At 39.0% G+C, this 26047-nt stretch carries 31 protein-coding genes; 17 read left to right on the top strand and 14 right to left on the bottom strand.

Translation table 11 applies throughout. The features are described 5' to 3' along the window. The 3 genes from MK482_RS00340 to MK482_RS00330 all read left to right on the top strand — a co-directional run. The coding region (locus tag MK482_RS00340) for a Rib/alpha-like domain-containing protein (protein ID WP_268717685.1) at positions 1–723 on the top strand (723 nt) is incomplete at its 5' end. A 264-nt stretch (positions 724–987) separates the two neighbouring features. Next, positions 988–1842, top strand: a complete 855-nt coding sequence (locus MK482_RS00335) for a VOC family protein (protein ID WP_268717684.1) — start codon at positions 988–990, stop codon at positions 1840–1842. Between the two features lie 149 nt (positions 1843–1991). Continuing rightward, entirely contained in the window at positions 1992–2249 is a 258-nt protein-coding gene (locus MK482_RS00330) for a metal-sensitive transcriptional regulator (protein ID WP_045594097.1), read from the top strand. Positions 2250–2357: 108 nt separating this feature from the next. Here the strand turns inward: MK482_RS00330 and MK482_RS00325 are convergent, their stop codons facing one another. The 4 genes from MK482_RS00325 to MK482_RS00310 all read right to left on the bottom strand — a co-directional run bounded on the left by MK482_RS00325 (position 2358) and on the right by MK482_RS00310 (position 5334). Next, positions 2358–2840, bottom strand: a complete 483-nt coding sequence (locus MK482_RS00325; RefSeq protein ID WP_268717683.1) for an SP_0198 family lipoprotein — start codon at positions 2838–2840, stop codon at positions 2358–2360. Positions 2841–3067: 227 nt separating this feature from the next. Then, the gene (locus MK482_RS00320) at positions 3068–3364 is read right to left on the bottom strand and encodes a rhodanese-like domain-containing protein (protein WP_268717682.1); all 297 of its coding nucleotides are present in this window, start codon (positions 3362–3364) and stop codon (positions 3068–3070) included. Continuing rightward, positions 3354–5009, bottom strand: a complete 1656-nt coding sequence (locus MK482_RS00315; RefSeq protein ID WP_268717681.1) for an FAD-dependent oxidoreductase — start codon at positions 5007–5009, stop codon at positions 3354–3356. The genes MK482_RS00320 and MK482_RS00315 overlap by 11 nt, the downstream gene beginning before the upstream one ends. 19 nt (positions 5010–5028) lie before the next feature. Then, positions 5029–5334 (bottom strand): rhodanese-like domain-containing protein, encoded by a 306-nt coding sequence (locus tag MK482_RS00310; RefSeq protein ID WP_153220550.1) that lies wholly within the window; start codon positions 5332–5334, stop codon positions 5029–5031. 185 nt (positions 5335–5519) lie between these two features. Between MK482_RS00310 and MK482_RS00305 the strand changes: the two genes are divergently transcribed. The 13 genes from MK482_RS00305 to MK482_RS00240 all read left to right on the top strand — a co-directional run bounded on the left by MK482_RS00305 (position 5520) and on the right by MK482_RS00240 (position 17889). Then, positions 5520–6284 (top strand): nucleoside phosphorylase, encoded by a 765-nt coding sequence (locus tag MK482_RS00305; protein WP_153220552.1) that lies wholly within the window; start codon positions 5520–5522, stop codon positions 6282–6284. A 33-nt stretch (positions 6285–6317) separates the two neighbouring features. Further along, the gene (locus MK482_RS00300) at positions 6318–7697 is read left to right on the top strand and encodes a TrkH family potassium uptake protein (protein WP_153220554.1); all 1380 of its coding nucleotides are present in this window, start codon (positions 6318–6320) and stop codon (positions 7695–7697) included. Between the two features lie 13 nt (positions 7698–7710). Continuing rightward, entirely contained in the window at positions 7711–8376 is a 666-nt protein-coding gene (locus MK482_RS00295) for a potassium channel family protein (protein ID WP_153220557.1), read from the top strand. Between the two features lie 124 nt (positions 8377–8500). After that, the gene (locus tag MK482_RS00290) at positions 8501–10765 is read left to right on the top strand and encodes an SSURE domain-containing protein (RefSeq protein ID WP_268717680.1); all 2265 of its coding nucleotides are present in this window, start codon (positions 8501–8503) and stop codon (positions 10763–10765) included. Between the two features lie 123 nt (positions 10766–10888). Then, positions 10889–11587: a response regulator transcription factor gene (locus MK482_RS00285; protein ID WP_268717679.1), complete on the top strand. Its 699-nt coding sequence runs from the start codon at positions 10889–10891 to the stop codon at positions 11585–11587. Next, positions 11584–12636 (top strand): sensor histidine kinase, encoded by a 1053-nt coding sequence (locus MK482_RS00280; RefSeq protein WP_268717678.1) that lies wholly within the window; start codon positions 11584–11586, stop codon positions 12634–12636. The genes MK482_RS00285 and MK482_RS00280 overlap by 4 nt, the downstream gene beginning before the upstream one ends. 194 nt (positions 12637–12830) lie before the next feature. Continuing rightward, positions 12831–13442 (top strand): 30S ribosomal protein S4, encoded by a 612-nt coding sequence (gene rpsD / locus MK482_RS00275; RefSeq protein ID WP_000092756.1) that lies wholly within the window; start codon positions 12831–12833, stop codon positions 13440–13442. Positions 13443–14167: 725 nt separating this feature from the next. Next, positions 14168–14443 carry a hypothetical protein gene (locus MK482_RS00265; protein WP_228113515.1) on the top strand — a complete coding sequence of 92 codons (276 nt, stop codon included), beginning with the start codon at positions 14168–14170 and terminating at the stop codon, positions 14441–14443. 83 nt (positions 14444–14526) lie between these two features. Beyond that, entirely contained in the window at positions 14527–14796 is a 270-nt protein-coding gene (locus MK482_RS00260) for a hypothetical protein (RefSeq protein WP_153220564.1), read from the top strand. A 43-nt stretch (positions 14797–14839) separates the two neighbouring features. Continuing rightward, on the top strand, positions 14840–15082 hold the full coding sequence (locus MK482_RS00255) for a hypothetical protein (protein WP_228113516.1): 243 nt from the start codon (positions 14840–14842) through the stop codon (positions 15080–15082). 38 nt (positions 15083–15120) lie between these two features. Next, a complete protein-coding gene (locus MK482_RS00250) occupies positions 15121–15348 on the top strand; it encodes a 16S rRNA processing protein RimM (protein WP_153220566.1) in 228 nt (75 codons plus the stop codon). A 465-nt stretch (positions 15349–15813) separates the two neighbouring features. Next, entirely contained in the window at positions 15814–16620 is an 807-nt protein-coding gene (locus tag MK482_RS00245; RefSeq protein WP_268717677.1) for a hypothetical protein, read from the top strand. A 21-nt stretch (positions 16621–16641) separates the two neighbouring features. Further along, entirely contained in the window at positions 16642–17889 is a 1248-nt protein-coding gene (locus MK482_RS00240; RefSeq protein ID WP_124788416.1) for a toxic anion resistance protein, read from the top strand. Between the two features lie 37 nt (positions 17890–17926). Here the strand turns inward: MK482_RS00240 and MK482_RS00235 are convergent, their stop codons facing one another. From MK482_RS00235 to MK482_RS00195, 9 genes are all read right to left on the bottom strand, one after another. Continuing rightward, complete coding sequence (locus MK482_RS00235) at positions 17927–18448, bottom strand: HXXEE domain-containing protein (protein ID WP_268717676.1); 522 nt, start codon at positions 18446–18448, stop codon at positions 17927–17929. 204 nt (positions 18449–18652) lie between these two features. Continuing rightward, complete coding sequence (locus MK482_RS00230) at positions 18653–19918, bottom strand: tyrosine-type recombinase/integrase (RefSeq protein WP_268717675.1); 1266 nt, start codon at positions 19916–19918, stop codon at positions 18653–18655. Positions 19919–20014: 96 nt separating this feature from the next. Continuing rightward, on the bottom strand, positions 20015–20275 hold the full coding sequence (locus tag MK482_RS00225; RefSeq protein WP_268717674.1) for a MerR family transcriptional regulator: 261 nt from the start codon (positions 20273–20275) through the stop codon (positions 20015–20017). Between the two features lie 81 nt (positions 20276–20356). Further along, the gene (locus tag MK482_RS00220; RefSeq protein ID WP_268717673.1) at positions 20357–21628 is read right to left on the bottom strand and encodes a replication protein RepA; all 1272 of its coding nucleotides are present in this window, start codon (positions 21626–21628) and stop codon (positions 20357–20359) included. Positions 21629–21779: 151 nt separating this feature from the next. After that, positions 21780–22535 (bottom strand): helicase HerA domain-containing protein, encoded by a 756-nt coding sequence (locus MK482_RS00215; protein ID WP_075228105.1) that lies wholly within the window; start codon positions 22533–22535, stop codon positions 21780–21782. Then, the gene (locus MK482_RS00210) at positions 22535–23065 is read right to left on the bottom strand and encodes a hypothetical protein (RefSeq protein WP_268717672.1); all 531 of its coding nucleotides are present in this window, start codon (positions 23063–23065) and stop codon (positions 22535–22537) included. Before MK482_RS00210 ends, MK482_RS00215 begins: the two co-directional genes overlap by 1 nt. Before the next feature lie 6 nt (positions 23066–23071). After that, positions 23072–23503: a hypothetical protein gene (locus tag MK482_RS00205; protein WP_075228107.1), complete on the bottom strand. Its 432-nt coding sequence runs from the start codon at positions 23501–23503 to the stop codon at positions 23072–23074. A gap of 82 nt (positions 23504–23585) precedes the next feature. Further along, the gene (locus MK482_RS00200; protein ID WP_075228108.1) at positions 23586–23882 is read right to left on the bottom strand and encodes a hypothetical protein; all 297 of its coding nucleotides are present in this window, start codon (positions 23880–23882) and stop codon (positions 23586–23588) included. Positions 23883–24020: 138 nt separating this feature from the next. Continuing rightward, a complete protein-coding gene (locus tag MK482_RS00195; protein ID WP_075228109.1) occupies positions 24021–24476 on the bottom strand; it encodes a hypothetical protein in 456 nt (151 codons plus the stop codon). A gap of 225 nt (positions 24477–24701) precedes the next feature. On the opposite strand from MK482_RS00195, the gene MK482_RS00190 reads away from it, so the two are divergent. Beyond that, positions 24702–25655, top strand: coding sequence for a hypothetical protein (locus tag MK482_RS00190; protein WP_268717671.1), 954 nt, complete (start codon positions 24702–24704; stop codon positions 25653–25655). Positions 25656–25680: 25 nt separating this feature from the next. On the opposite strand, the gene MK482_RS00185 is transcribed toward MK482_RS00190, so the two are convergent. After that, the gene (locus MK482_RS00185; protein ID WP_047206714.1) at positions 25681–26016 is read right to left on the bottom strand and encodes a helix-turn-helix domain-containing protein; all 336 of its coding nucleotides are present in this window, start codon (positions 26014–26016) and stop codon (positions 25681–25683) included. Positions 26017–26047 lie beyond the last annotated feature (31 nt).

The raw sequence follows: 26047 nt of genomic DNA, 5'->3' as shown, positions 1-26047 counted from the left end.
ACGGTAGAATTACCAAATGGAAAAGTGATAACAGTAGAAGTCCCAGTAACAGTCACTCCAAAAGCGACTCCAGCTCCAAGAGAAACAGTTAAAACTATCCCAATCGTAGTAGAGGTTGGAACTCCAATTGGCAAAGATGATGTTAAGAAACATATTGAGTTACCAAAAGGTGCTGAAATCGTAGAAGTTGGAGAAATTCCGGCAACTGATACGGCAGGACAAAAACCAAGTATTAAAGTAAAAGTGAAACTACCATCAGGAGAAATCGTAGAGGTAGAAGTCCCAGTAACAGTCACTCCAAAAGCGACTCCAGCTCCAAGAGAAACAGTTAAAACTACCCCAATCGTAGTAGAGGTTGGAACTCCAATTGGCAAAGATGATGTTAAGAAACATGTTGAGTTACCAAAAGGTGCCGAAATCGTAGAAGTTGGAGAAATCCCAGCAACTGATACGGCAGGACAAAAACCAAGTGTTAAAGTAAAAGTGAAACTACCATCAGGAGAAATCGTAGAGGTAGAAGTCCCAGTAACAGTTATACCTAAGCATGTTGAACCATCAACTCCAAACCAACCAGCTTCTCAACAATCAACACCTAAAAATGTTGAAGTTCAAAAAGAATTGCCTAACACAGGTACAGAAGCCGACTCTAGCTTAGCAGCACTTGGACTTTTAGGTGTTTTGAGTGGATTTGGACTTGTTGCTCGCAAGAAAAAAGAAGACTAATTCTAATTAGATTTTCTTATAAGAATAAGGAGTAGGATATCATATCCGCTCCTTTTCTTTTTGGGATTGAGATGAGAGTTATCATAGCATTGGTTAAAAATTTTCGGTGGTTTTATTATCAATTCTCTGTAGATTTTCTCGTTCTAATCTCGTATAGACAAGATTACAGAATCATATTCTATAAGTTATCTGACTTGACTTTCTTGATGGAAATTATATAATAGTTGTAATAAAAAGAATTACAATGAGAAAAGAGAACAATTTATGACCTATGAATACAAGAGCCACATTTATTTAGCAGAGGCAGTTTTAAATGTAAAGGATTTGGCAAGTCAAACAGCCTTTTATCAGCAAGTTATTGGTTTAGAAATCTTATCTCAAACTGAGACAGAGGTCGTTCTGGGACTTGGAGGAACAGCCTTGGTACAGCTGATTCAAACAAAAGAGAGCGGTGAAGTAAGGGAACATTATGGACTTTACCATCTGGCTATTCTCTTGCCGACACGAAAGGCTTTGGCTGATGTCTTGAAACACCTGATAGATTTACAGATTCCTCTCGTCGGCGGTGCAGATCATGGTTACAGTGAAGCTATTTACTTGGAAGATTTGGAGGGAAATGGCATCGAACTCTATCGAGATAAGCCGGTTTCCATATGGGATATTCGAGAAGACGGTCGTATTATAGGGGTCACTGAGGCCCTTGCGGCACAGGATATCTATGAGTTGGGGGAAAGAGTAGAGCCCTTTACTTTAGCAGATGGTACGAGAACGGGGCATATCCATTTGTCCGTCAAGGATAGTCGAAAGTCCAGCCAGTTTTATCAAAAGGTGTTAGAACTAGAGGATAAATTCAGTGTGCCTAGCGCTAGTTGGATTGCAGCTGGGGACTATCATCATCATTTGGCAGTCAACGAATGGGGAGGAAAAGGTCTGGCTCCGCGTAAGCAAGGCTTGCCAGGTTTGGCCTACGGTGTCATCGAAGTCGCACATAAAGAAGAAATGTTAACGATTGCTCAGAGAGCACAAGAAGTTGATGCACCAATCAAGTGGCTGACATCGAGCCAGCTGGAAATCACAGCCCCAGACGGAATTGTGACTCGTATTCGTTTAGCAAGGTAAAACTAGAAAACTCTAGTAAATTATCAGTATGGCTAGTTTACTTTTTGAAAAGTCTTTGATAACAGAACTGCGTGAGCTGGATGGGCGAGAATTTTGACAAAGAAGCTGATTAGAGATATAATGAAGAAAAATCGAGCAAGGAAAAAGAAATGACAAACTCAAAGTATATTACTCGTTTGAAACGTTCAGAGGGCCAGTTGCGTGGGATTCAAAAGATGATTGAAGAAGATCGTGATTGTGCTGATATTGTGACGCAACTGACAGCCGTGAAATCTAGTGTGGAGCGCGTGATTGAGATGATCATTACGGAAAACCTTACTGAATGTATCAATCAGCCACTAGATGATCCTGAAGCTCAAAAGGCACGCCTAGAAAAGGCTATCCGATACTTGATTAAAAGGAAGTGAAGTAATTGTTTACTTTATCATAAAGACAAAAATGCCATCAGTAGGATAGTTTAATGTAAGTTTTAACGTTGAGAAAAAGAGGCTCTATTTTTAGGCCTCTTTTTATGATTATTTTGATAAAATAATTCGATCAGAAGGATCAAAGTCAGTATCATCTACTGTAATTTGATTTCCGTTAACAGTGTAGATTTGTACATCATCACCAATGATCATACGTTGATTTGCTGGATCAAAAGTAACTTGTTTAATTTTTTGGTCACCGTCAGATTCTAATTTTGTCCATGTTCCTGTTTTACCAGTAACAGTCAAAGTAATTTGATCATGGTCATCTTGTCCTTGATAGGTTCCATCGATGTTTTCAGGTTGAGCTACTGGAGCATTTTGAGCTGGAGCAGCTTGGTTGTTATTGCTATTGTTAGTGTTTTGTTGGTTAGATTGCTGATTTTGTTGGTCAGACTGTTGATTTTGGTTAGATTGTTGTGTTTGTTGAGCAGGTTGTTGATTTTGTTGTTGAGCTGCAGGGGCACAAGCTACTAATAAACTAACACTGGCTAATGTTGCAACAGAAAGTGCAATAGTTTTTGATTTCATAGTGAATTCCTTCCTTAATGCCAAAGTTTTTAATTTTATACTGAACGTACTTAACAAATGGCATTCTATGTATTGTATCACTAAAAATATAGAAGTCAATTTATATGCTCAGTTATAGTTTATGAGGAGTTTGACTTGATTTTATCTAGAGCATTCTTACTCATACAAAAAGCAACGGCATATCTGTTGCTTTTTGTATGGGGTAATAGATTCTTGTAGAAGATTATTTATTCTACTTGACCAGGCCAAGCATTCATACCACCTTCTACGTTGGTAACGGTGAGGCCTTGGGAACTGAGAAATTGGCAGGCAGAGGCAGAACGCACTCCACCTTGACAGATGACATGGTATTCATGGTCAGGTTTGAATTCTTGGTATCCTTGTTCCAAGGTACTTAACGGAAGATTTTTGGCACCTGGTGCATGTCCTGCTTGGAATTCATGTGCTTCACGGACATCGATAAGCTCTAAATTTTCATGTTGATATTTTCCATAAAAGTCAGCCATACTGATACTAGTTTCCATATTCTACTCCTTCTGGCTTAGCCATTTTGTATAGTGAATAAGCGCCGTCAAGGTTTTGGACGGTAAATCCTGCTTGTTTGAGGATACGCTCTGCGATATAGCTGCGCAAACCACTGTGGCAGCTGACGATGTAGGCTTGGTTCTTGTCTAGTTCATCCAAGCATTCCCGTAGTTCGTTTAGGGGGATGTGAATGGTGTCGACTTTGAGTCGGCCACTTTGGAATTCGCCACTGGTCCGCACGTCTAGGAATTTCTTTCCCTTAGCCAGTTCGTCTTCGAGCTGGTACCATTGAACGTTGTCGCTGAGACCTTCGATAAGGTTCAAGGCTGCGTAGCCCAGCATATTGACGGGATCCTTGGCAGATCCAAAAGGTGGCGCATAGGTGAACTCCAATTCTGGTAAGTCAAAGACGGTGATATTTCCCTTGATAGCAGTTGCTAGGATATCGATTCGCTTGTCAACACCTTTCTTCCCAACTCCTTGGGCACCATAGATTTTTCCAGTATTTGGGTCAAAGAGGAGCTTCAAGGTCATATCAGTAGCGCCTGGATAATAACCAGCATGGTCTTTCCCGCTGACATGAAGGGCCTTGTAAGGAAGTTGATTCATGCTAAGGATACGCTCGCTTAGTCCAGTCGAAGCAGCTGTCATATCAAAGGCACGAACAATAGCAGTGCCGATACTGCCCTTGTTTGTACGTCCTAGTCCTGCGATGACGTCCGCTACTTGTCGTCCTTGACGATTGGCAGGAGAAGCGAGAGAGATGAGAGCGTCTTGGCCTGTAATCTCTTGCTTGACGACAATGGCATCCCCAACTGCAAAAATATCTTTTTGACTGGTTTCGTAATGTTCATCAACCAGAATCCCACCACGAAGTCCCAGTTCAATCCCCGCAGATTTGGCCAATCCGTTTTCAGGTTCAACACCGACAGAAAGGATGGTGAGGTCAGAAGTAATCTTTTGACCGTTTTCGAGAACGATGACTTTTCCTTGGTCTTCAAATCTAGTCGCAGACTGAGAAGTGATAACGCGAACGCTGTTTTTAACCAATTCTGCTTGGACAAAGGCTGCCATTTCTTGATCTAATGATGGTAAGACATGGGGGGCTTTCTCAACAATAGTAACTTGCAAGCCACGTTTTGCCAGATTTTCAACCATTTCAAGCCCGATAAAGCCTGCACCGATAACGACAGCTTCTTTTGGATGATTGTCCAAGGCTGCCATAATTTCATCGAGATCGGGAACATTGCGGAGCGTGTAGGCATTCTTAGCTTCTGCCAAACCTTCAATGGTAGGAACAAATGGTTTAGCTCCTGGGGAGAGGATCAACTTGTCGTAGCTTTCTGTGAATTCCTGTCCATCGTGTCGCACAGTCACAGTGTGCTCTGCTGGGGAAATACTGATGACCTCATGGAAAGGACGAACATCCAGATTAAAGCGTGCTTTGAGACTTTCAGGAGTTTGGACCAATAAACTATCACGGTTTGCAATTTCTCCTGAAACATAGTAAGGTAGACCGCAGTTTGCAAAGGAAACAAAGGGACCTTTCTCAAAAATAGTGATTTCAGCGTCTTCCATGAGACGTCTGAGACGGGTTGCCGCTGACATACCGCCTGCAACTCCTCCGACAATGATAATTTTCATTGACTTCTCCTTTATGCTTCTAGATGACCTTACCTGTCCAAGCGCTCATACCGCCTCGGACATTGATGACATCATAGCCTTTTTTCTTAAGCTTTTTCGCAGCTAGTTTGCTTCGCACACCAGAATGACAAATGACATAAAGTGTTTCTTTTGTTGTTGGTGTGTAGGAACCAATTTCGGTTAGAGGAACATTCTTAGCATTTTTGATATGACCTCTACGAAATTCCATTGGCGTCCGAACATCCAGTAGCTGAATCGGTTCTCTGAGTTTAGCTTCTAACTCGCTGGTAGAAATACTGTCAATTTTTGTAAATAAGTGAAACATAGGCACCTCCGAATATACCCTTATGGGGTATATTAAACCATGAAGTCAAGCTTTTGTCAAGCAAGTTGTTTTGACTTGGTGGAGATTGGTTGCGATTGTATTGTTTTTATTCTCAGTGTATCAGCTTCTTTCTTGACACTCGGTCAGCTTTTGATACAATAGTACAAAATTAGAGGAGGTAGGTTATGATTCAGAAACACGCGATTCCTATTTTAGAGTTTGATGACAATCCTCAGGCGGTTATCATGCCCAATCACGAGGGGCTAGATTTGCACTTGCCCAAGAAGTGTGTCTATGCATTTTTAGGTGAGGAGATTGACCGTTATGCGAGAGAGGTAGGGGCGGACTGTGTTGGCGAATTTGTTTCTGCCACCAAGACCTATCCAGTCTATGTCATCAACTACAAGGATGAGGAGGTCTGTCTGGCTCAGGCTCCTGTCGGTTCAGCTCCAGCAGCCCAGTTTATGGATTGGTTGATTGGCTATGGTGTGGAGCAGATTATTTCCACCGGAACCTGTGGTGTGTTGGCTGATATAGAAGAAAATGCCTTTCTAGTACCTGTTCGGGCTCTGCGAGATGAGGGAGTTAGTTATCACTATGTAGCACCTTCCCGTTATATAGAAATTCAGGCAGTGGCTATTGCTGTTATTGAGCGAGTTTTGGAAGCCAGAGGCATTCCTTATGAAGAAGTCATGACCTGGACGACAGACGGTTTTTACCGGGAAACTGCTGAAAAGGTGGCTTATCGTAAGGAAGAAGGCTGTGCTGTTGTGGAGATGGAGTGTTCTGCGCTTGCGGCAGTAGCCCAACTGCGTGGGGTTCTCTGGGGAGAGTTGCTGTTCACAGCTGATTCCTTAGCAGACTTGGACCAGTACGACAGTCGTGACTGGGGTTCAGAAGCTTTCGAGAAGGCTTTGGAACTCTGTCTTGAGATAGCCTCTCAGTTTTAGCTACTATTCTTCTTTTTATGGTACAATGGATGTATGTTATTCAAATTATTTGTGAAAAAAATTGAAAGAGCCTTGGGCGGACTTTCGCCTGCTCGTCGAATTTTTCTGAGTTTCGCTGGAGTTATTTTTATAGGATCTCTTCTTTTGAGTTTGCCTTTTGTTCAGGCAAGTGGTTCGCAGGCTACTTATTTTGACCATCTCTTTACGACGGTGTCCATGGTCTGTGTGACCGGCCTTTTTACGCAACCGGTGGCTACTACCTATAATGTCTGGGGGCAGTTGATTTGTATGCTCTTGATACAGATTGGTGGTCTGGGGCTCATGACCTTTATCGGGGTCTTTTATATTCAGGGGAAGCAAAAGCTCAGTCTTCGCAGTCGTGAAACCATTCAGGAGAGCTTCAGTTACGGAGAGACTCGGTCGCTGAAGGCCTTTATGAGCTCCATCTTTTTGACGACTTTCCTAGTGGAGGGTTTGGGTGCTTTTCTACTAAGTTTTCGTTTTATTTCTGAGTTCGGCTGGGGACGAGGCATTTTTACCTCTATCTTTTTAGCTATTTCAGCCTTTTGTAATGCTGGTTTTGATAATTTCGGCAGTAGCAGTTTAGTGGCTTTTAAGACGGATCCCTTGATTAATCTGGTCATTGCTGGCTTGATTATCACAGGTGGTCTTGGCTTTATGGTCTGGTTTGACTTGGCAACCCAGTTTGACAAGAAGAAAAAACGCCGTCTGCGTTTCCACACCAAACTAGTCCTCTTCTTGACTGCAGGGATTTTGCTGTTTGGGACAGTATCCACACTCTTTACGGAGTGGCACAATCCAGGAACTATTGGCAATCTCAGTGTTCCAGAGAAAGTGCTGGTCAGCTTTTTCCAAACCGTCAGCATGAGAACGGCCGGTTTTGCTTCTATTGATTATACCCAAGCTCGGCCTGTGACCTTGTTTATCTATATCCTACAGATGTTTCTCGGTGGAGCTCCTGGAGGGACGGCTGGGGGGCTCAAGATTACGACTTTCTTTGTCTTGTTGGTCTTTGCGCGTAGTGAATTGCTGGGCTTACCTCATGCCAATGTGGCGCAGAGAACCATTGAGGCTCGTACAGTCCAAAAATCCTTTAGTGTCTTCATTATCTTTTTGATGACCTTCCTGTTGGGCTTGGTGTTGCTGGGAATTACAGCAGAAGGAACACCGCGATTTATCTACCTCATGTTTGAGACCATTTCAGCCCTTGCGACAGTTGGGGTAACGGCAAATCTGACACCAGAATTGGGCAAGTTAGCCCTCAGTATTGTCATGGTGCTCATGTTTATTGGCCGTATCGGTCCCTTGACCTTGTTGGTTAGTCTAGCGGATTACCAGCCTGATAAGAAAGATTTGATTCAGTATATGAAAGCAGATATTAGTATTGGATAAGAAAGGAAGAACTATGTCAGATCGTACGATTGGAATTTTAGGTTTGGGGATTTTCGGGAGTAGTGTCCTGACGGCCTTAGCCAAGCAAGATATGAATATCATTGCCATTGATGACCACGCCGAGCACATCAATCAATTTGAGCCAGTTTTGGCGCGTGGAGTTGTTGGCGATATTACAGATGAGGAACTCCTCAGAACGGCAGGAATTGATACCTGTGATACGGTTGTAGTGGCAACAGGGGAAAATCTAGAGTCGAGTGTGCTTGCAGTCATGCACTGTAAGAGTTTGGGGGTACCAAGGGTTATTGCCAAGGTCAAAAGCCAGACAGCTAAGAAGGTGCTGGAAAAAATCGGTGCCGACTCGGTGATCTCGCCTGAGTATGAAATGGGGCAGTCCCTAGCGCAGACCATTCTCTTTCATAACAATGTTGATGTCTTTCAGCTGGATAAAAATGTGTCTATCGTGGAGATGAAAATTCCGAGTGTTTGGGCAGGTCAAAGCCTGAGCCAGCTAGATCTACGTGGTAAACACAATCTCAATGTTTTAGGATTTCGTGAACAAGAAAATTCACCCTTGGATGTCCAGTTTGGCCCTAATGATCTCTTGAAGGCGGATGCCTATATCTTGGCGGTCATTAACAACCAGTATCTAGATGATTTGGCAGAATTAAATTCGTAAAAAAATTAATATAAGTATTTTATAAGAGGGATTTAAGAAAAATTTTAACTTTTTCTTAATCCTTTTTAATTTTAGGAGATTATACTAGAGTCATCAAATAAAGAAAACCTCTAAGGAGAATCCTATGAAATTCAATCCAAATCAAAGATATACTCGTTGGTCTATTCGTCGTCTCAGTGTCGGTGTTGCCTCAGTTGTTGTAGCCAGTGGCTTTTTTGTCCTAGTTGGTCAGCCAAGTTCTGTACGTGCCGATGTGATCAATCAAACCCCTGCCCAAGTCGTGCCAGACGCTGCTTCGGTGAGTGAAAAGAGCGACTTACCAGCAGAACTTCTCAAAGAAGCAGTCGATACAGCTCTTCCTTCAGAACAGGCAGACTCAGCACCTAAAGCAAGCTTGGATACTACAAACTCTCCAGAAAAAGTGGATGTGGCTGCTAAAGACCAAGTGGTAGCGCCAAAAGAAGAAGTGCAAGCAAAACCAGAATCTAAGAAAGAAACAGAAGATGCGGTTAAACCTGCGACAAATCCTGCGCCTACAGTTTCTGGACAAGACCGTGAAGCAAGTGAAGTGCAGCCAGCAACTACCCCAGCTGAAGTGCAAAAAGGTGTGGCTGACAATACTAAAGACACAGTAGATGTCCCAGCTACTTACTTGGATAAAGCCAATTTCCCAGGCCCATTCACAGCCGGTGTTAACCAAGTCATTCCTTACGAATTTTTCGCCGGTGACGGTATGTTGACTCGTCTTATCTTGAAGGATTCAGACAAGGCCCCATGGTCAGATAACGGTTCAGCCAAAAATCCCGCCCTCCCACCAGTAGAAAACTTAGGCAAAGGTCTTTACTTCTATGAAGTAGACTTGGCAGGAACTCAAGGCAAATCAGATAAAGAGCTTCTAGACCTTTTGAAACAAAACGGCACTCAAAGTTATAAAGCTACTATTAAAGTGTACGGTGCTAAAGATGGCAAGGCTGATTTGAGCAATCTTGTAGCGACTAAGGATTTGGATGTCAACTTGAATGGATTAACTACTCCAGCTGAAGTACAAAAGGGTGTGGCGGACAATACTAAAGACACAGTAGACGTCCCAGCCACTTACTTGGATAAAGCAAATTTCCCAGGCCCATTCACAGCCGGCGTCAACCAAGTTATTCCATATGAATTCTTCGCCGGTGACGGTATGTTGACTCGCCTTATCTTGAAGGCCTCAGACAAGGCTCCATGGTCAGACAATGGTTCAGCAAAAAATTCGGCCCTTCCACCAGTAGAAAAATTAGGCAAAGGCCTTTACTTCTATGAAGTAGATTTGGCAGGGACTCAGGGTAAATCAGATAAAGAGTTGCTTGACCTCTTGAAACAAAATGGAACTCAAAGTTATAAAGCTACCATCAAGGTGTACGGTGCTAAAGATGGCAAGGCTGATTTGAGCAATCTTGTAGCTACTAAGGATTTGGATGTCAATTTGAATGGCTTAACCACTCCAGCTGAAGTCCAAAAAGGTGTGGCCGACAATACTAAAGATACAGTAGATGTCCCAGCTACTTACTTGGACAAAGCCAACTTCCCAGGGCCATTCACCGCCGGTGTCAACCAAGTCATTCCATACGAATTTTTCGCTGGTGACGGTATGTTGACTCGCCTTATCTTGAAGGCCTCCGACAAGGCTCCATGGTCAGACAACGGCTCAGCTAAAAATCCTGCCCTTCCACCAGTAGAAAAATTAGGCAAGGGTCTCTACTTCTACGAAGTAGATTTGGCAGGGACTCAAGGCAAATCAGATAAAGAGCTTCTTGACTTGTTGAAACAAAATGGAACTCACAGCTACAAGGCAACTATCAAGGTTTATGGTGCGAAGGACGGCAAGGCCGATTTGACTAATCTCGTAGCGACTAAGGATTTGACAGTGAACTTGAATGGACATCAGTCTCTTACTCAGATGCAATCAGGTTTCGTCCCATCTTCTAATGGTTCAGCTATGCCGGCTCCAATGATGAATAGTCATCAAGATGCGTCTAAGATGAACGCTCAAATGCCAAGTGCCAATCAGGATGAGATGAAATCTAAAATGCCAGCTGCTAGTCAGGATAAGATGATGCCTAACAAAGAGCAAGACAAAACCATGAATGCTAGTCAGTCAATGGCAACACCAAGCATGAAACAAGATCAAGCTCCAGCAACCTCAAGCAAAATGTCTGATGAAGGCAAGATGGCATCTAATAACAAGGTGTCAAGTCCAATGATGGATAATCAAATGAAAGACCAAAAAGACATGCTTCCATATACTGGTGAAGCCCAAACATCAATGGCTACTCTTGGATTCTTTGGATTAGCCTTGGCCGGACTTCTAGGTGGAATCGGTTTGAAAGCTAAAAAAGAAGAAAATGACTAGTCTAGCTACAGACTTTCTATCTAGGATATGAAAAATCTAGATATCGTTTAGAATGTTCGTAAAGAGATTAAAATAGTGTTATACTATGGTGGTATAGCACTGTTTTTTTCAAAGGAGATACAGATGGAAAAGACAATTTTACTCGTTGACGACGAGGTAGAAATCACAGATATTCATCAACGCTATCTGGTTCAGGCAGGATATCAGGTTTTGGTGGCCCATGATGGGGTAGAGGCTTTAGAAATCTTCCAGCGAAAACCAATTGATTTGATTATTACAGATATCATGATGCCTCGGATGGATGGTTATGATTTGATTAGTGAGGTTCAGTATCAATCTCCAGATCAGCCTTTTCTCTTTATCACGGCTAAGACCAGTGAGCAGGATAAGATTTATGGCCTGAGCTTGGGGGCAGATGATTTTATTGCCAAGCCCTTTAGTCCACGTGAGTTGGTTTTGCGTGTCCACAATATCTTGCGTCGCCTTCATCGTGGAGGTGAGACAGAGGTCGTCAGTCTCGGGGATTTACGGATGAATCACGCTAGTCATGAGGTCCAAGTCGGAGATGTGGCGCTTGATTTGACAGTCAAATCCTTCGAACTTCTATGGCTTTTAGTCAGCAATCCAGAGCGGGTTTTCTCTAAGACAGACCTCTATGAAAAGGTCTGGCAAGAAGACTATGTGGATGATACCAATACCTTGAATGTTCATATTCATGCTCTTCGACAGGAGTTGGCTAAACATGCCAGTGCAGAAACGCCTACTATCAAAACCGTCTGGGGTTTGGGCTACAAAATTGAGAAAGCACGAGGTAGTCAATGAAATTAAAAAGTTATATTTTAGTGGGGTATATCATTTCAACACTCCTAACGATTATCGTGGTTTTTTGGGCCATCCAGCGCATGTTAATTGAAGAAAGAGAGATTTACTTCCTAGTTGGAATGACTCTCATAGCTAGTTTTGTCGGTGCTGGGATTAGTCTCTTTCTCCTATCGCCTGTCTTTACATCATTGGCCAAACTCAAGGAACATGCCAAGCGGGTAGCGGACAAGGATTTCCCTTCAAATCTTGAAGTTCAAGGCCCTGTAGAATTTCAGCAATTAGGCCAAGCCTTCAATGAGATGTCCCATGATTTGCAGGCAACCTTTGATTCCTTGGAAGAAAGCGAACGAGAAAAGGGCTTGATGATTGCCCAGCTATCGCATGATATCAAGACTCCCATTACTTCGATTCAAGCGACGGTAGAAGGGATTTTGGACGGGGTTATCAAGGAGGGAGAACAAGCTCATTATCTAGCAACCATTGGACGCCAGACAGAAAGACTCAATAAACTGGTTGAAGAATTGAATTTTTTGACCCTAAACACAGCTAGAAATCAGGAGGAAACTACCATCAAAGACAGTATTTTTCTGGATCAGCTCTTGATTGAGTGCATGAGTGAATTTCAGTTCTTGATTGAGCAGGAAGAGCGAGATGTCCATTTGCAGGTAATCCCAGAGTCTGCCCGGATTGAAGGAGATTATGCCAAACTTTCTCGTATCTTGGTGAATCTGGTCAATAACGCTTTTAAATACTCAGTACCAGGAACCAAACTGGAAGTGGTAGCTAAGCTGGAAAATAACCAGCTTTCAATCAGTGTGACCGATGAAGGACAGGGGATTGCCCCAGAGGATTTGAAGAATATTTTCAAACGCCTTTATCGTGTAGAGACTTCGCGTAACATGAAAACAGGTGGTCATGGCTTAGGACTTGCGATTGCGCGTGAATTGGCCCATCAATTGGGTGGAGAAATCACAGTTACGAGCCAGTACGGCCTGGGAAGCACCTTTACCCTCGTTCTTAACCTCTCTGGCAATGAAAATAAAGCTTAAAACCCCTTTACAAATCTAGCTATTCATGGTAGAATGGATTTTGTGTGAAATATCAGCAGGAAAGCATGAAGCTCGTCAACAGGTGTCTTATGATAAGTAACCTTGGCTGTTTAGGCGAAGGGCATCTGCACGAATCAGGGCTTTCTAAGTGACTATTTCCACCTAAATATTATTTATATCAGGAGGACATTCACATGTCACGTTATACAGGACCATCTTGGAAACAAGCTCGTCGCCTTGGCCTTTCACTTACAGGTACAGGTAAAGAATTGGCACGTCGTAACTACGTACCAGGACAACACGGACCAAACAACCGTTCTAAATTGTCAGAATACGGTTTGCAATTGGCTGAAAAACAAAAACTTCGTTTCACTTACGGTGTAGGTGAAAAACAATTCCGTAATTTGTTCGTACAAGCTACAAAAATCAAAGGCGGAATCCTAGGTTTCAACTTCATGCTTCTTTTGGAACGTCGTTTGGATAACGTTGTTTACCGTCTTGGTCTTGCGACTACTCGTCGTCAAGCTCGTCAATTCGTAAACCACGGTCACATCCTTGTTGACGGAAAACGCGTTGATATCCCATCATACCGCGTAACTCCAGGTCAAGTGATCTCAGTTCGTGAAAAATCATTGAAAGTTCCAGCTATCCTTGAAGCAGTAGAAGCTACTCTTGGACGTCCAGCATTCGTATCATTTGACGCTGAAAAATTGGAAGGTTCATTGACTCGCTTGCCAGAACGCGACGAAATTAACCCAGAAATCAACGAAGCACTTGTCGTTGAATTCTACAACAAAATGCTTTAATTTTAAGAAATATCTTACAAAAAGCCTACAACAGTGGGCTTTTTGCTTTGTCTTAAAAGCTTGATTTCTGGGTTTGTCCCCCTTTTTGTCCCCCTTCACAAAGAACTAACAGCTTTCTCATAAAATGAGACGGCTGTTTTTGTTTTTTCTTTGGAGAGATGACTGTAAGTGTTCATAGCCATAGCTAGTGTAGAATGACCTAGTTCCTTACCAAATAGTATGGAGAATGGACTTGAACCAAGAGCGAACGCCGAGAAAATACAAAAAAGCACTTAGAATAGTCTAAGCGCTCAAGAGTAGTGGACGGTGTGCCTGTCCCGTCATCTCATACTATGAAGTTGCGTAGCGACACTATCATTTCTACCTCACTTCTCTTTAAACTAATTATATCATAAAGGAGTAGCAGCTTGACCACTGACGAAGTAGAAAAGAAGCTAAAAAGCTATTGTAATGGTGTCCTGTGGATTGAATATTAGGATAGGAAAGTTTATAATGAAGTTAAAGTAAAGGAGGTTTCGTTTTAGATTTGATGATACCACCAAGCAAAGAGTTATTGATTTTTTATAATCAAATTGATTAGTGGGTTGATCAAGTTTATCCAGACCAAGATAAACCTTCTTTATTGTTTAAGAAAGACACTTCCCAATCTATTTTAGATTTATTTTATAGCATTAAACCGAAAATTGGTTTTGATTCCCTAGAACGCAAGTATTGAAATAATAATTATGGACAAATTAATCATGAAAAATAAGATAATTGATGTTTATAAAATTGCGAATCGTCTTGTTTCTATTACTGTTGAGAATCCTGATTTTTCAGATTTGAAAATCAATCAGTTTGTTAGAATTGGAGAAAAAGAGTATAGGGTACGTAGTGTCCCTATGATTCATTTAACTCCACCTAAATCGATCTTTGAAATAGATACATTTACAATTGACTACACTGAGGATGACTTGATGAATAAAGAGGCGGTATTTAGAAGATCGAATAGCGAATCTTAATGGATCGATAGAAATTATAGCAATAATATGGTGTTTGTGGTAAAAGACATATAAGGGATAATAGAAAATAAAGGTATTTAAAGATGATTAAAATTTCAATCAGTTTGTTGCTAGATGCGATTGAAGATAACATCAACGACGAAGAACTTCAATCTATCGATTTCGAGAGTCATATTAGAAAAATTACAAAAGAATTCCAGGGAGAAAATGGCGAATTCTTAGTAAAAGAAGAAGCGTTTGAAACACTCCCTTTGGACAGAGATAAAAAGGATAAAATCATTGAGCAAATAAAACATAATAGTCAAAATGTTTTCGAAGACGATTTCGATACCTTGTTGCAATTATATTTTTGAGCACCAAGAATAATTCAAGCACTTATTTCACACTAAATAGAAAATGACAAAGATTGATAAACAAATTATTACGATGTACAAAATAGAAGATGGAGCCTCTAAGAGGCAGTATTCTATTGTGAGTGGAGGTTGTAAAGGTATTGCAACTATCGATAAAATTACTTTGGAATATAGCTATGTTGGAGATGATTTAGGACAATTTGCTTCGTTTGTCAAAGATACTTTGATTAAAAGTATTAAGTTAGAAAAAGAATTGCCAGATAAGTTTTCGTATGGCTTTGGATAAGTTGTGGAATATCTTATATAGGAGAACCAAGATATATTATGGCAATATTTGATGATTTACGAGCATTGTATGACAATGGTTGGGACGCTTCTTTTGATTATAAGGGTCAAGTGTGTGGTATTTTTCCTAATTCTGTTTATGACATTGTCGTCGTACTTGGAGATAATGAATATAAAGTGGTATCTTTTGATGAGTTAATTTCTTTACAGATTAAAGGGAAAACTTTGCTGGAAATCATGAGTGAGACGGAAGTGCAATATGGTTGAAGGACGCTAGAGAAAAAGATAGACAATAAATTCAGATGCACAGATTGAAAGTTGAGAAAAAAGTGCTATAATGAAGATATGAAGGATAGAGGTTGAGAATCTGTCACCAACGCGCCACTTATAAGTGGGTCGAGAAATGCAGGAGCCCCGACAGTCCTGCCTATCCTTGCAAGTCAATCAGCCCTTAGCTATGATCTAGGGGCTTTTTGCTTTGTCTTAAAACGTTGATTTCTGGGTTTGTATAGAGATTTGCTAGTAAGGTTATTTGTGTATCTAAGTCTATGCTAAATTCACCAATCTTATAACACTGAAGCCTGTGGTTTGAGTCCGCTTCACTGAAATTAGCACACGCGCTACTAGCCTCCATTCTATAGCAAAGAAATCAACTCTTTTCTAGGGGATTTCCGCCCTCATTTTTGTCTTTTGTGCTAAAATAGACTTATAAATTGAAAATAAGGAATGTTTATGAAATCGGGTAATGGTTTTTGGAAAGGCTGTCTCTATTTTTGGGGCTTCTTGTTCTTACTGGGCCTTTTGGTTCAATATGCTCTTCCGCTTGCGGCTTGTGTCCTGCTAGGCTATGGTGGTTATCGTCTCTATAAACGTTGGCGCTATCCTCTTTTACAGGATGCTTCGCTCGATGATCGGATTGAGCTTTTAAAAGCTCGGATTCGTCAAGCAGACAAAGATATTCAGCAATTAGAGGGAATCTTGGTAGAAAAAGGTTCAGAGTCCTATAAGAGTCTGGCTAATCAAGTATTAATCGAATTGCGGGAAATCCATCAGGAGGCGGATCGTCTCAAGTCCTATATCGATGATGATGTCTATAATCGTATTGATAAAAAGGTTCGTACAGTACGGGCAACTATCGATGTTCAGCTAGAACGTTTGGATAGAGAAAGTCAGGTAGATATTGAAAATGCGGAGCCAGAGGAATTAGCTCCAGAATTATCCCAGACCTTGGCCAATATTGCTATTGACCATCAGGCCATTTTAGACAAGATTGCTACCTCTGCTGATGGTGATAAGGAAGAATTGACGGCCATTCATAGTTTGAAGATGGAGAAATTCCAAACAATTTTAGAAGGCTATTTAAAGATTAAGGCCAATCCGAAGAACTATAATCGGGCAGAAGAACGCTTAGAGCAAGCTAAAGCAGCCATCGAACAATTTGACCTTGAGCTGGACCAAGTCTTGAGAGAACTCAATGAAACAGATATGCGAGATTTTGATATCAGTCTGCGTATCTTAGAAAAAGATCGTAAAGAATAGGTTAGAAACAAAGGAGTAACCATGACAGAATTTAATTTTGATATTGACCAGATTGCCAATAATACAGTAGCTAAGGTGGATAAAACAACCCAAATCATCGAGACAAATACTGGCTCAGACAAGACCTTGACCTTCCTTGAGAAGCTGAGCCCTGAGCAGCAAGAAGGAATCAAGGCGCACGTGCCCCAGTTGGTAGACCAGTTTGTCACCAATCAAAATGCTCTCTTAGATTTTGGCCAATCTGCTGTAGAAGGTGTGAATAATACAGTCAATCGTATCTTGTCAGAACAAAAGAAACTGCAGATTCCCCAAGTGGATGACTTACTCAAGAATACCAACCGTGAGTTGCAAGGCTTTGTAGTCAAATACAAGAACGCTGAAATTGCTGAGTTAGAAGAAAAACCAAACTTTTTGCAACGATTGTTTAACAAGAGCAAGAATACCCTACAAGAATTTTACTTTGATTCAAAAACAGTGGAGCAAAAGCTCGATGGTATGGCTGCCGCAGTGGTCAAGCAAGAAGATGTCTTAGCTCGAAATATCGTTTCAGCTGAGATGTTGATTGAGGACAATACTAAATCCATTGAAAATCTAGTGGGAGTGATTTCCTTTATCGAAGCCAGCCAGACAGAAGCTGGTAATCGCGCTGCAGAACTGAAAGCTCAAGTTGACCAACTCGATACAAGTACGGTAGAATACCAGACTAAATCACAAGAATTGGCCCGCATGGCTGAAGTGGTCAATACCCTTGAACAACAACATACTGAGTATGTCAGCCGTCTCTATGTTGCCTGGGCAACAACACCTCAGATGCGCAATCTTGTGAAGGTGTCATCTGATATGCGCCAAAAATTGGGCATGCTTCGTCGCAATACGATTCCTACAATGAAGCTTTCCATTGCCCAACTTGGTATTTTGCAACAATCAATGAAATCAGGTGTCGTGGCAGATGCCATTGTCAATGCCAATAATGCTGCCCTTCAGATGCTAGCTGAGACCAGCAAGGAAGTGATTCCGCAGATGGAGAGAATTGCCCAAAGCCCGACAGTAGCTGTTGAGTCTGTTACCAAACTGGCTGAAAGTCTGGTTGCACAAAACCAAGGTATCGTCGCAGCGATTGAATTGGGTCGTCAGAAACGTGCCCAACTAGAAACAACCATCGTCAAGTCCGCAGAAATGATCAACGATTCTGTCAAACTACGCGATGAGAAAATCGTCCAAGCCCTTCTAGACCAAGGAAAGGCCGCTCAGAAAGAAGTACAAGAATAATACACAAGTCCCCTGTAATGTAGATTTGCAGGGGATTTTATTCGTTTTTGTGGACAATCCAGGCGGAATACTTTTTCCCAAGCCAGAGAGCAAAGAGGAGATTGATAACGACGATTCCTGAACCGACCAGTGAAAATAGGAAAAATTCACTAGTCGAAACTCGCCACAAATGCACGATGTCTGTAATCAAATAAGCACTGATAGGAAAACAAATGGTAGAAGTAATCAGAGCAGGGATATACTTGCGAAGAAGGATTGATTGTCCGATATGGAGCAAGAGATGAAGAGCAAAGGCCACAAATCCCCCTAACCAAATTAATTCGAAAACTCTAGATTGAGTAAAATACGCTAATAAAGTGATGGATAAGACAAGGATGAATTCCTCAAAAACAGCAAGGGCAAATCCCTCTGTTGTCATTTCTTTGTGGATTTTGAGAATAGTTGGAGCCTTTTGGGCCAGCAAGGTTTCGTTGAAATGAATCCAAGGGACAAGACCGATAATTTCTTCCATATCGTGAAAGATAAAAAGTAGAGGGAACATCCAAAGATAAAACGCCATAAATCTCTCCTGAAAAGCTATAGATTGCTAACTAATAAAGCAAAAAACGCCCAGTAAGGCGTTTTGAGTTAGGTATGCTTATTTAACTTCTGTAAGGAATACTTAAAATCTATTTTAGTTGTGATAAACCCTATTAAATCAATGTTTATAAGCTATTGATTTGGATAAAACTGTCAGAGGTTGCCAAAAAGGTTGCCATGAATTTTATGAGGTTAGCTCCGCAATTTTATTTAGATAAATATCTACCGCTTGTGTTTGATTTTTAGGGGCAAGCTCGGCATATATGTCCATAGTAGTTTTGATAGACTTATGTCCCATGCGAACCTGTAACTCTTTCCAATTCATACCAGCATTTAACATCATTGAAGCGTGTGTATGACGGAATAAGTGAAAACCATAGTCAGGTAGATCAACTTCCTGTAATCGTCTTTTGAGTGTAGCACGTTCATTCCTATCGCACATATAGTTTCCGTAAATTGTTGGGAAAATCAACTTGCTTTTTGAAAGACCGTTCTTCTTGAAATAAAGATTCATTTCATCATGGAAGTTTTGAAGTTGCTCAATAATTTGGTACGGAACAGCTATTTTTCTATTGCCCGAATCAGATTTAGGAGTATTTTTACAAACAACCTTTCCTTTTAATCCTAACTTAGGGTTTGCATTTTTCCATACAAGAGTTTTAGTGACTAATATTTCAGAACTTTCAAAATCAAGGTCATATATAGTCAAAGCTAATAGCTCATTGATTCTCATTCCTGAAGCAAGTAGACTGTCGCAGATAACTTTAAATCGCCGATTAGCTCTAGTATTAGGTAAAGTATCGACGAAATTTAGCCAGATAGTTAAATCTTCATCATGAAGAACCATAATGCGTTTTTGATTGCTTTTTGGTTTTGGTGGAATCTTGATAGATTGAACAGGATTATATTTGAGTTCAAAATGCGTTATTCCAAAATTAAAAATCTCTCTTAACTTGTGGGCGATTGCTCCAAAATCTTTTGCACTTCCTTTTTTAGCTCGTTTATTACCGGCATCGACAGATTCTTTAGATTTTTGGGCAAGCTCGTTAATCCATTTTTGTATATCGGAAGAAGTGATTTTATCTGGTTGATAGTGTCCGAATTTGGGGAGGATATAGGTGTCTAGATAGTTCCTCACTCGGTTTAGAGTGTTATCTGAGCTGATCCAAGTTTCGTAGTTGGAGAACCACATTTCAGCTAGATCTGACAAGGTAGCAATGCTAAAAGTTTCTTTCCTTGTTGAACCACTTTCTTCCCAATCAATTTTAGCTTGAATAATTTTACGATCTAAGGATCGTAGGGTTTTAGCTGTTACAGTTGTTTTTACAGGTTTTCCAGTCTTTATATCTAAGCCTAGATAGACGCTCTTTACTGAATAACTAATCTCGCCATTATCCTTTACTTTCTTGAGGACGTTTTTGCCTTTATGGGTGATTTTTTCTATATTCATAGTTGCTCTCCTCAATCAATCGAAGAATTGAAAAAAGCTAAAATAGATAGTATCTCACTTTCTTTTTTGATACTTCTATTCTAGCACATTTCACTTTTAGTTGTGGCTTAAAAACTCTAAAACAGTATCAATATGATAGTAAACGGTTCTAGTACCCTCAATAGGTGGTTTTAAACGTTTTAGACCTCTATTTTCCCATGACTTTAATGTGTTAGGGGAAATACTGAGTAAATCTAAAATCTCTTTTTGTGTGTAGATGCATGAACTTCTTTTTTCGCTGTTCAAATTCTTTAGCATTTCAATGATAGTGTGAAGCAGGAGTTCTATTTGCTTCATTTCATGGTAATCTTGTGACATACTATTCTCTCTTTCTTTGCAACAATAATCGAAATATGGCATAATGGTAGTAGAGATTGGCCTTGGCTTATCTCGGAATACTTATTTGCTATTACTTTCTGATTTGGATGGTTTGGAAGTAGTAGCATTTTTTCTTCGATTATTGCTTGGGTTCATAGAACTGTGAAATGCATCCTTTTCGAAGTCATAGTTTAATACACTTGGATTAAACTTATCGAATAGGTATGCAAATTTTTCAATTTGTTCCTTGCTGTATCTATCGAACTCTTCAGGTGTAAATGTAATGGTTTTATACTTGAAGCTACCATCATTTTCTTTAGTTTTAAAATGAAAGATAACCTCAGTAAGTCTCCGTTGTAACTGTTTATAGCTATCAACTTCTCGTTGACCCTCTGCTACCATTAAGTCATAAGCTTGTTTTGGAGTGAAAATTGATGTGATGTGGATTTCATTCCAAAGAGCGATTGTATTTGTGTAACGGGCATGTAGCTGAATAGGGTAAACATCTGTCACCTTAAGAAATTCTTTGTATGGCATGCCCTTGAATTCATCCATAAAAAGTATAGATTCAGCGCAATATAGGTCAAGCCCACCATTGTCAAAGTCAGTCCAGATATAGACATTATCCCGACCATGCTTTTTCTTTAAATCAACTTGCGTGTGCGATTTTCCATCTCCAGACTCTCCCACATGCCAGTATACTGCCATTTCTTTTTCGTCTGGAGTATGAGAAAGTCGATACTGAAAGAAGTGTTCACGAATCATTTTAGAGTATTTACGGAACTCAAAGTTACTCCCCATAATTTCTTCAGGAGTAGCTCCGTTCTCTATTTGTTTCTGAATGTAATCAAATTCACTTCGGTGACCTTGATTTCCAGCTCTAAGCTCACCGTGAATCTTCATAGGTACTACAATAGTATGTGCCTTTTCTTCATGATCTCCGCTTTTTTCAAGGTAAGCAATGACTTGCTCTCTAGTTCCACGGGTAACTTCTATATGTATAGTGGGATAGAGTTTTTGAAGAGCCGAGAATCGGAAAGCTTGTTTATCTTCAAGCACCATGTGACAATGATGAGTTCCGTTGTCACCGATTTCATAGTTAACAGCGCAGACAACGTTTTCATTTCGTGCAATCCACCGTTCCATTAAGAAATAGACAATTTCCTCGGGGCTGAGAGGTTCATCGGTATCTGGAAGGGACTTGCGAAACTCTTGAATTCTTTTTTTAGTTTTTTCATTGTATGTATCGCTATCAAAAAAATCTGATTTCTTATCGAACAACTTATCAACGTTGTTCAGAACACAACAGAAACTACGAGCGCGAAAGTCTGATGAAACTTTATAATTTGTCATGAATCTTCTCCTTTGTCACTTTCTTATTGTGACAATTTTATATCCAATTATACTAGTTATAGTAATGTTTTAGTTAGTTTGTCATGTTGTCATGAAGTTCGGGGTAATACTAGCCCGAACTTAGCCAGCTAAAGCTGGCGAGGCTGTAAGCTTATCCTTCGCCTGAGGGGCTACGGGCAACAGCCTCCTCGCTTTTTGGTAGTCCTCGATCTAGTAAGCCAGTTATTAAATATGTTGCTTTATCTATATCTTTAATAGTATAGGTTCTAGCTTCAATAACGAACGAACCATCAAACTGAATATTAACTTCGCCTTGGGATTTATTGCGATTAACCTCGTCATCAGGGAACAGCATCTGTTTAGCTTGGGGACTTAATCTTCCAATTGAAATTTTAGAGGAAAAATTTTCCCTTCCACCAGGAGGAAACAAGGAGGAATCCCCTCTTTGACAGACACATATAATGTGATAATTGATCTGTCTTGATAATCGTAACAAATTCCCCATTTTCTGTAAAAACTCCTCTTTGTCAGCTTTTTTGGGAATGCTTTCAACTGTACTTTGATATTCTTCAAATATCAAAAAGAAAGGAGGATATTTTTGGTTAGGATTAAGTCTACGATTTTCAAAAATGCTATAAGCTTGCCGAAAACCATCGTAAACGGAATCACCAAGATACACATTATCTAATTGTCTCCACTGCCAATAGTCTATTCCTTGTTTGTAATCAAGTATCATAATAGAAGCATCATCTGAATGAATTTTTAATATACTTAGTATATATTTAATGAAGTAAGATTTCCCGCTATTTGTTGGTGCGGAAATGAGGAGATGTGGGAAGCGAGTGCAGTTCCATTCAATAGGTTCGTTGCTACTTTCTTTTCTCAGTATATTCAATTTAAGTGTCATCAAATTTCTCCTTCGTCATCGTAGAGGGGTTTAGCCTGACTGTGCTTAAGACGATTTAAATCTTCTTTAGAGATTAGATTAATCTTGAGTTTTAAATAAGGTTCTTCCTCTACCATGTTAAACATAACATCAAGGTTATCATTGTAACTACGTACCGTTTGACGTAGCTCCATTTTCCAATCATCAAAGTCTTGTTGAACTGGCATTTTTGATAACCAGAGATAGAAATCTTGTCTCTCTCGTTGTATCCCATTTGGGAAATGAATTGTGTTCAGATATATACTGAGCTTTGAAGCTTGATGTATAAGCTCAGCATAAAAATCTGAATAATAGTTTTGTTCTTCTTGAGAGTCAATAAATAACTTTAACAAATGTTGAATTTGCAAGTTTGTGTTTTTGATAGCTTTCGGAAGTAACTCTTCACGAGGCAATGTATAGACAAGAATAATCATATTAACAAATACAAACCCTGAGTATAGTATTAAAAATATGGATATTAAGTAGAGTACTGACTGTAAAATGTAAATCATTAAAGTTTATCTCCTGTTAAACGCTTCGTTATACTCTAACGTAATATTCAAACGTAACTTATCATCTGTCCACGATTCAAAATCGTAGTAAATTATCATCCCATACGGGTAGCTATTTGTTGTATATGAAACCATATCATATAGTTTTTGAGCATGCTGTTGTTGAGCTGTTGTGATAAAAGGGTTTTCTCTTTGTTTTAATAGCAGAGAGTCTTTTTTTACAGCATAACTAGGAACAAGTGCTTGTAAGTCTAGATATCCTCTGCTCTCATAAGATATATATTCAAACTTACTCACTAGATTCAAACGATCTTCTAGACTTAAGTTAACTAGTTGATCGCTCCCCAGTATTCCTAGCAACTTTTCACACTCTTTGACACATCGATCAAAAGTAATCGAAGGATTTTGTCTGATTGCCTCTTCAAAAATTTTTTTCATTTTTAAACTCTCCTTGTAATTTTTTTTTGTCAGCACGAAGAAAATTAAGCAGTTGGTGATCTAGCTCTTTTTAGAATCATACTTATTCCTCTATCGTTGCTTTCTCAGCTTTAATAGATAACGCTGCTCTATTATTAGATAGATAAGCTGAAAATGTTACACGTTGTAATCTTAAATTGATTTTTTCATCTAGATACGGAGTGTATTCTGAAACTGTCGAATTGTTAACTTTTATGATTCTAGTAATATATTTTCCAGAATCATTTCGAAAACCAACATCCAGTTTTACGTTTCCAGTTGCCTGTTTTGTTTCAAAGTCTATTTCTTGACTCAAACCTAGCAAATTTACAGTTATAAGAACTTCTTCACATAAAAGCATTTTTTTTATTCCTTTCGCCAAAATCTTTACATATTACTACTGTGTAGGACTTGTTCAGCAATAATAATTACTACAGAGTATTAGGTTATTTTACATTGGAATCACCACCTTTATAATCATTTTATATTTTTATTTAGATTAAAAACTCGCCAATTTCATAAGATTTTTGAGAAATTTATTATAAGGTTTGACTAATTCACAACTATTATCCCAAAAGAAATAATTATAAGCTTCTATATATCTTCTTTGGAAATGGTTATTTGTAAAAATTTGAAGAACAAATGCTTTATTAATTGTATGTAGAGAAAAAATTCTTTGTAGGGTTCGGCTACTGATAGTTGGATAACCATATTCATTTTCAGGTATTCCAAGATCAGTACGATATTTTCTAAATTCCTCAGAATTATCATACTGCATTAATACATCATAGAATGCATAGTTTTTTGGAGGCTTCCTGGTATAAAATTTACTATAGTATTGAAAAGTGAACCAGATACAAGTTATTTTTGCAAGATAATCAAAATCTTCATTTTTTATTTTCGCGGGAATAACTTTAGGGTTACAACCTATTTCTTTAAATCTTTGTAAATCCATTCTTTTAACCTCTTTATTGCAAGTTTTAGATCGCTGTATAGAACTTATTTCAGAAACATTGATAATAACATTCTAGAATTAATTTTATTACAAACAACGATCTTTTTTTGATTATGTTGCTATTATACATGTTAAAAAAATCACAATATTTTGTATTTCCCCCTCATCCCAATAGCTTTTTTGGTATAATTAATTTATAGTAGTGTATTGGGGAGGGGAATTGATATGCAAAATAATATTTCATGTTTTGAAGTTTTAATAGAATTATATGAAGAAAACAAAGCATTACAAAATGAACTAAGAATTATAGTACATGATATTGAGATTTTAAAACAATATATTTACTATTGGAAGAGTTATAAGTTGTTAAGAGATATAAGAGAAGCATTTATACCTAGGAACTTTTCAAGCTCTAATAAAAGAGGTTTTGTAGAAGATTATTGTGGAGAGAGTAAAAAAACGGATTGGAAAGTTTTTTCAGTTAAGGGAACTACAAAATTTGTAATTTCTTTACTTTTTCAAAAAATTAAAGTTGAGTCAGAAACTATAACTGATATGTTAGAGGGGACAGTAGATGATTTTTTTGAAGACAAAGAATCGGAATTAAGTGAACTATATTTGACTCAGCAAGATCAAGGTTTAATTCGTAGTTGTCTAGCTTTTGCTAATAAATACAAAGCAATAAAAGGTAAAAATACTAGATATAGTATATTTGAGCTCTCTAGTGAGCAACTAGACGATATGAAGTCTTTTTTGCTAAAATTTCTTATGTATTCACAGGATGAAATCGATTTTGATATTGATTATTCAACTCTTGAACAATATCTGAATAAGGCTAATTTTTTAAATATATTAGAAGAATTAACTGTTAGTTTAATTGATTCTAAAAATAGTAGTGAAGAACAAACCAATATTTGGCAAATTATGCTTTTCCTTGCTAAACTACGTATAGCAGTTACAGATTCGGGACCTTTACAACCGAGGGAAATCACTAAAGATAAGGGTAGAAATAATTTTTTAGAATTTTCAACAAAAATGACTCTTAATGAATTAAAATTTGAAACTGAAAAACTACAAAAGGAACTAGAATTATTGTTCGCTCCGCTATTAGATAGTCGTTTTATTTGTAGTAGTTTATATGAGTTCTTTTTTGAATGTCGAGGGAATTTAACAAAATAAAAAGCCAAGTTCAAAAATACTTGGCTTAATTTATTTGCTTTAATATATCTCGGAGAGCTTTTATAGTAGGTTCTCTTTTTTCTGTTGGTAGGTTTCTAATATCTTCAATGAGTTGTGAAAATTCTCCGCTTTGATTTTGATTTTCAATATTAAAAAAAGTATTCATATCAACTTCAAGCGCTTGTATGATTTTTTCAATGGTCTCAAGCTTAACGTTTAACTGTTTATTCTCTAATCTATAGATATAGTTGAATCCCAGATCAGCCTTTTCTGCTAGATATTCTTGTGTCATCCCGCTTTTCAGTCTTAGAAGTCTGATTTGTTTTGCAACAAATTCTCTTAAATTTATTTTTTCAGTCATGATAGTACCTCATAACTATCATACAAGTTTA

Source organism: Streptococcus mitis (genome assembly GCF_026782865.1).
Classification (GTDB): Bacteria; Bacillota; Bacilli; order Lactobacillales; family Streptococcaceae; genus Streptococcus; species Streptococcus mitis_CG.
Note: the sequence above shows the minus strand (reverse complement) of the source record. Positions and strands in the feature narration are given on the sequence as shown.

What these genes read in the sequence shown, in the direction of transcription:
- MK482_RS00335 (WP_268717684.1), top strand. Translation starts at nt 988, where the DNA reads ATGACCTATGAATACAAGAGCCACATTTATTTAGCAGAGGCAGTTTTA.
- MK482_RS00330 (WP_045594097.1), top strand. Translation starts at nt 1,992, where the DNA reads ATGACAAACTCAAAGTATATTACTCGTTTGAAACGTTCAGAGGGCCAG.
- MK482_RS00325 (WP_268717683.1), bottom strand. Translation starts at nt 2,840, where the DNA reads ATGAAATCAAAAACTATTGCACTTTCTGTTGCAACATTAGCCAGTGTT.
- MK482_RS00320 (WP_268717682.1), bottom strand. Translation starts at nt 3,364, where the DNA reads ATGGAAACTAGTATCAGTATGGCTGACTTTTATGGAAAATATCAACAT.
- MK482_RS00315 (WP_268717681.1), bottom strand. Translation starts at nt 5,009, where the DNA reads ATGAAAATTATCATTGTCGGAGGAGTTGCAGGCGGTATGTCAGCGGCA.
- MK482_RS00310 (WP_153220550.1), bottom strand. Translation starts at nt 5,334, where the DNA reads ATGTTTCACTTATTTACAAAAATTGACAGTATTTCTACCAGCGAGTTA.
- MK482_RS00305 (WP_153220552.1), top strand. Translation starts at nt 5,520, where the DNA reads ATGATTCAGAAACACGCGATTCCTATTTTAGAGTTTGATGACAATCCT.
- MK482_RS00300 (WP_153220554.1), top strand. Translation starts at nt 6,318, where the DNA reads ATGTTATTCAAATTATTTGTGAAAAAAATTGAAAGAGCCTTGGGCGGA.
- MK482_RS00295 (WP_153220557.1), top strand. Translation starts at nt 7,711, where the DNA reads ATGTCAGATCGTACGATTGGAATTTTAGGTTTGGGGATTTTCGGGAGT.
- MK482_RS00290 (WP_268717680.1), top strand. Translation starts at nt 8,501, where the DNA reads ATGAAATTCAATCCAAATCAAAGATATACTCGTTGGTCTATTCGTCGT.
- MK482_RS00285 (WP_268717679.1), top strand. Translation starts at nt 10,889, where the DNA reads ATGGAAAAGACAATTTTACTCGTTGACGACGAGGTAGAAATCACAGAT.
- MK482_RS00280 (WP_268717678.1), top strand. Translation starts at nt 11,584, where the DNA reads ATGAAATTAAAAAGTTATATTTTAGTGGGGTATATCATTTCAACACTC.
- rpsD (WP_000092756.1), top strand. Translation starts at nt 12,831, where the DNA reads ATGTCACGTTATACAGGACCATCTTGGAAACAAGCTCGTCGCCTTGGC.
- MK482_RS00265 (WP_228113515.1), top strand. Translation starts at nt 14,168, where the DNA reads ATGGACAAATTAATCATGAAAAATAAGATAATTGATGTTTATAAAATT.
- MK482_RS00260 (WP_153220564.1), top strand. Translation starts at nt 14,527, where the DNA reads ATGATTAAAATTTCAATCAGTTTGTTGCTAGATGCGATTGAAGATAAC.
- MK482_RS00255 (WP_228113516.1), top strand. Translation starts at nt 14,840, where the DNA reads ATGACAAAGATTGATAAACAAATTATTACGATGTACAAAATAGAAGAT.
- MK482_RS00250 (WP_153220566.1), top strand. Translation starts at nt 15,121, where the DNA reads ATGGCAATATTTGATGATTTACGAGCATTGTATGACAATGGTTGGGAC.
- MK482_RS00245 (WP_268717677.1), top strand. Translation starts at nt 15,814, where the DNA reads ATGAAATCGGGTAATGGTTTTTGGAAAGGCTGTCTCTATTTTTGGGGC.
- MK482_RS00240 (WP_124788416.1), top strand. Translation starts at nt 16,642, where the DNA reads ATGACAGAATTTAATTTTGATATTGACCAGATTGCCAATAATACAGTA.
- MK482_RS00235 (WP_268717676.1), bottom strand. Translation starts at nt 18,448, where the DNA reads ATGGCGTTTTATCTTTGGATGTTCCCTCTACTTTTTATCTTTCACGAT.
- MK482_RS00230 (WP_268717675.1), bottom strand. Translation starts at nt 19,918, where the DNA reads ATGAATATAGAAAAAATCACCCATAAAGGCAAAAACGTCCTCAAGAAA.
- MK482_RS00225 (WP_268717674.1), bottom strand. Translation starts at nt 20,275, where the DNA reads ATGTCACAAGATTACCATGAAATGAAGCAAATAGAACTCCTGCTTCAC.
- MK482_RS00220 (WP_268717673.1), bottom strand. Translation starts at nt 21,628, where the DNA reads ATGACAAATTATAAAGTTTCATCAGACTTTCGCGCTCGTAGTTTCTGT.
- MK482_RS00215 (WP_075228105.1), bottom strand. Translation starts at nt 22,535, where the DNA reads ATGACACTTAAATTGAATATACTGAGAAAAGAAAGTAGCAACGAACCT.
- MK482_RS00210 (WP_268717672.1), bottom strand. Translation starts at nt 23,065, where the DNA reads ATGATTTACATTTTACAGTCAGTACTCTACTTAATATCCATATTTTTA.
- MK482_RS00205 (WP_075228107.1), bottom strand. Translation starts at nt 23,503, where the DNA reads ATGAAAAAAATTTTTGAAGAGGCAATCAGACAAAATCCTTCGATTACT.
- MK482_RS00200 (WP_075228108.1), bottom strand. Translation starts at nt 23,882, where the DNA reads ATGCTTTTATGTGAAGAAGTTCTTATAACTGTAAATTTGCTAGGTTTG.
- MK482_RS00195 (WP_075228109.1), bottom strand. Translation starts at nt 24,476, where the DNA reads ATGGATTTACAAAGATTTAAAGAAATAGGTTGTAACCCTAAAGTTATT.
- MK482_RS00190 (WP_268717671.1), top strand. Translation starts at nt 24,702, where the DNA reads ATGCAAAATAATATTTCATGTTTTGAAGTTTTAATAGAATTATATGAA.
- MK482_RS00185 (WP_047206714.1), bottom strand. Translation starts at nt 26,016, where the DNA reads ATGACTGAAAAAATAAATTTAAGAGAATTTGTTGCAAAACAAATCAGA.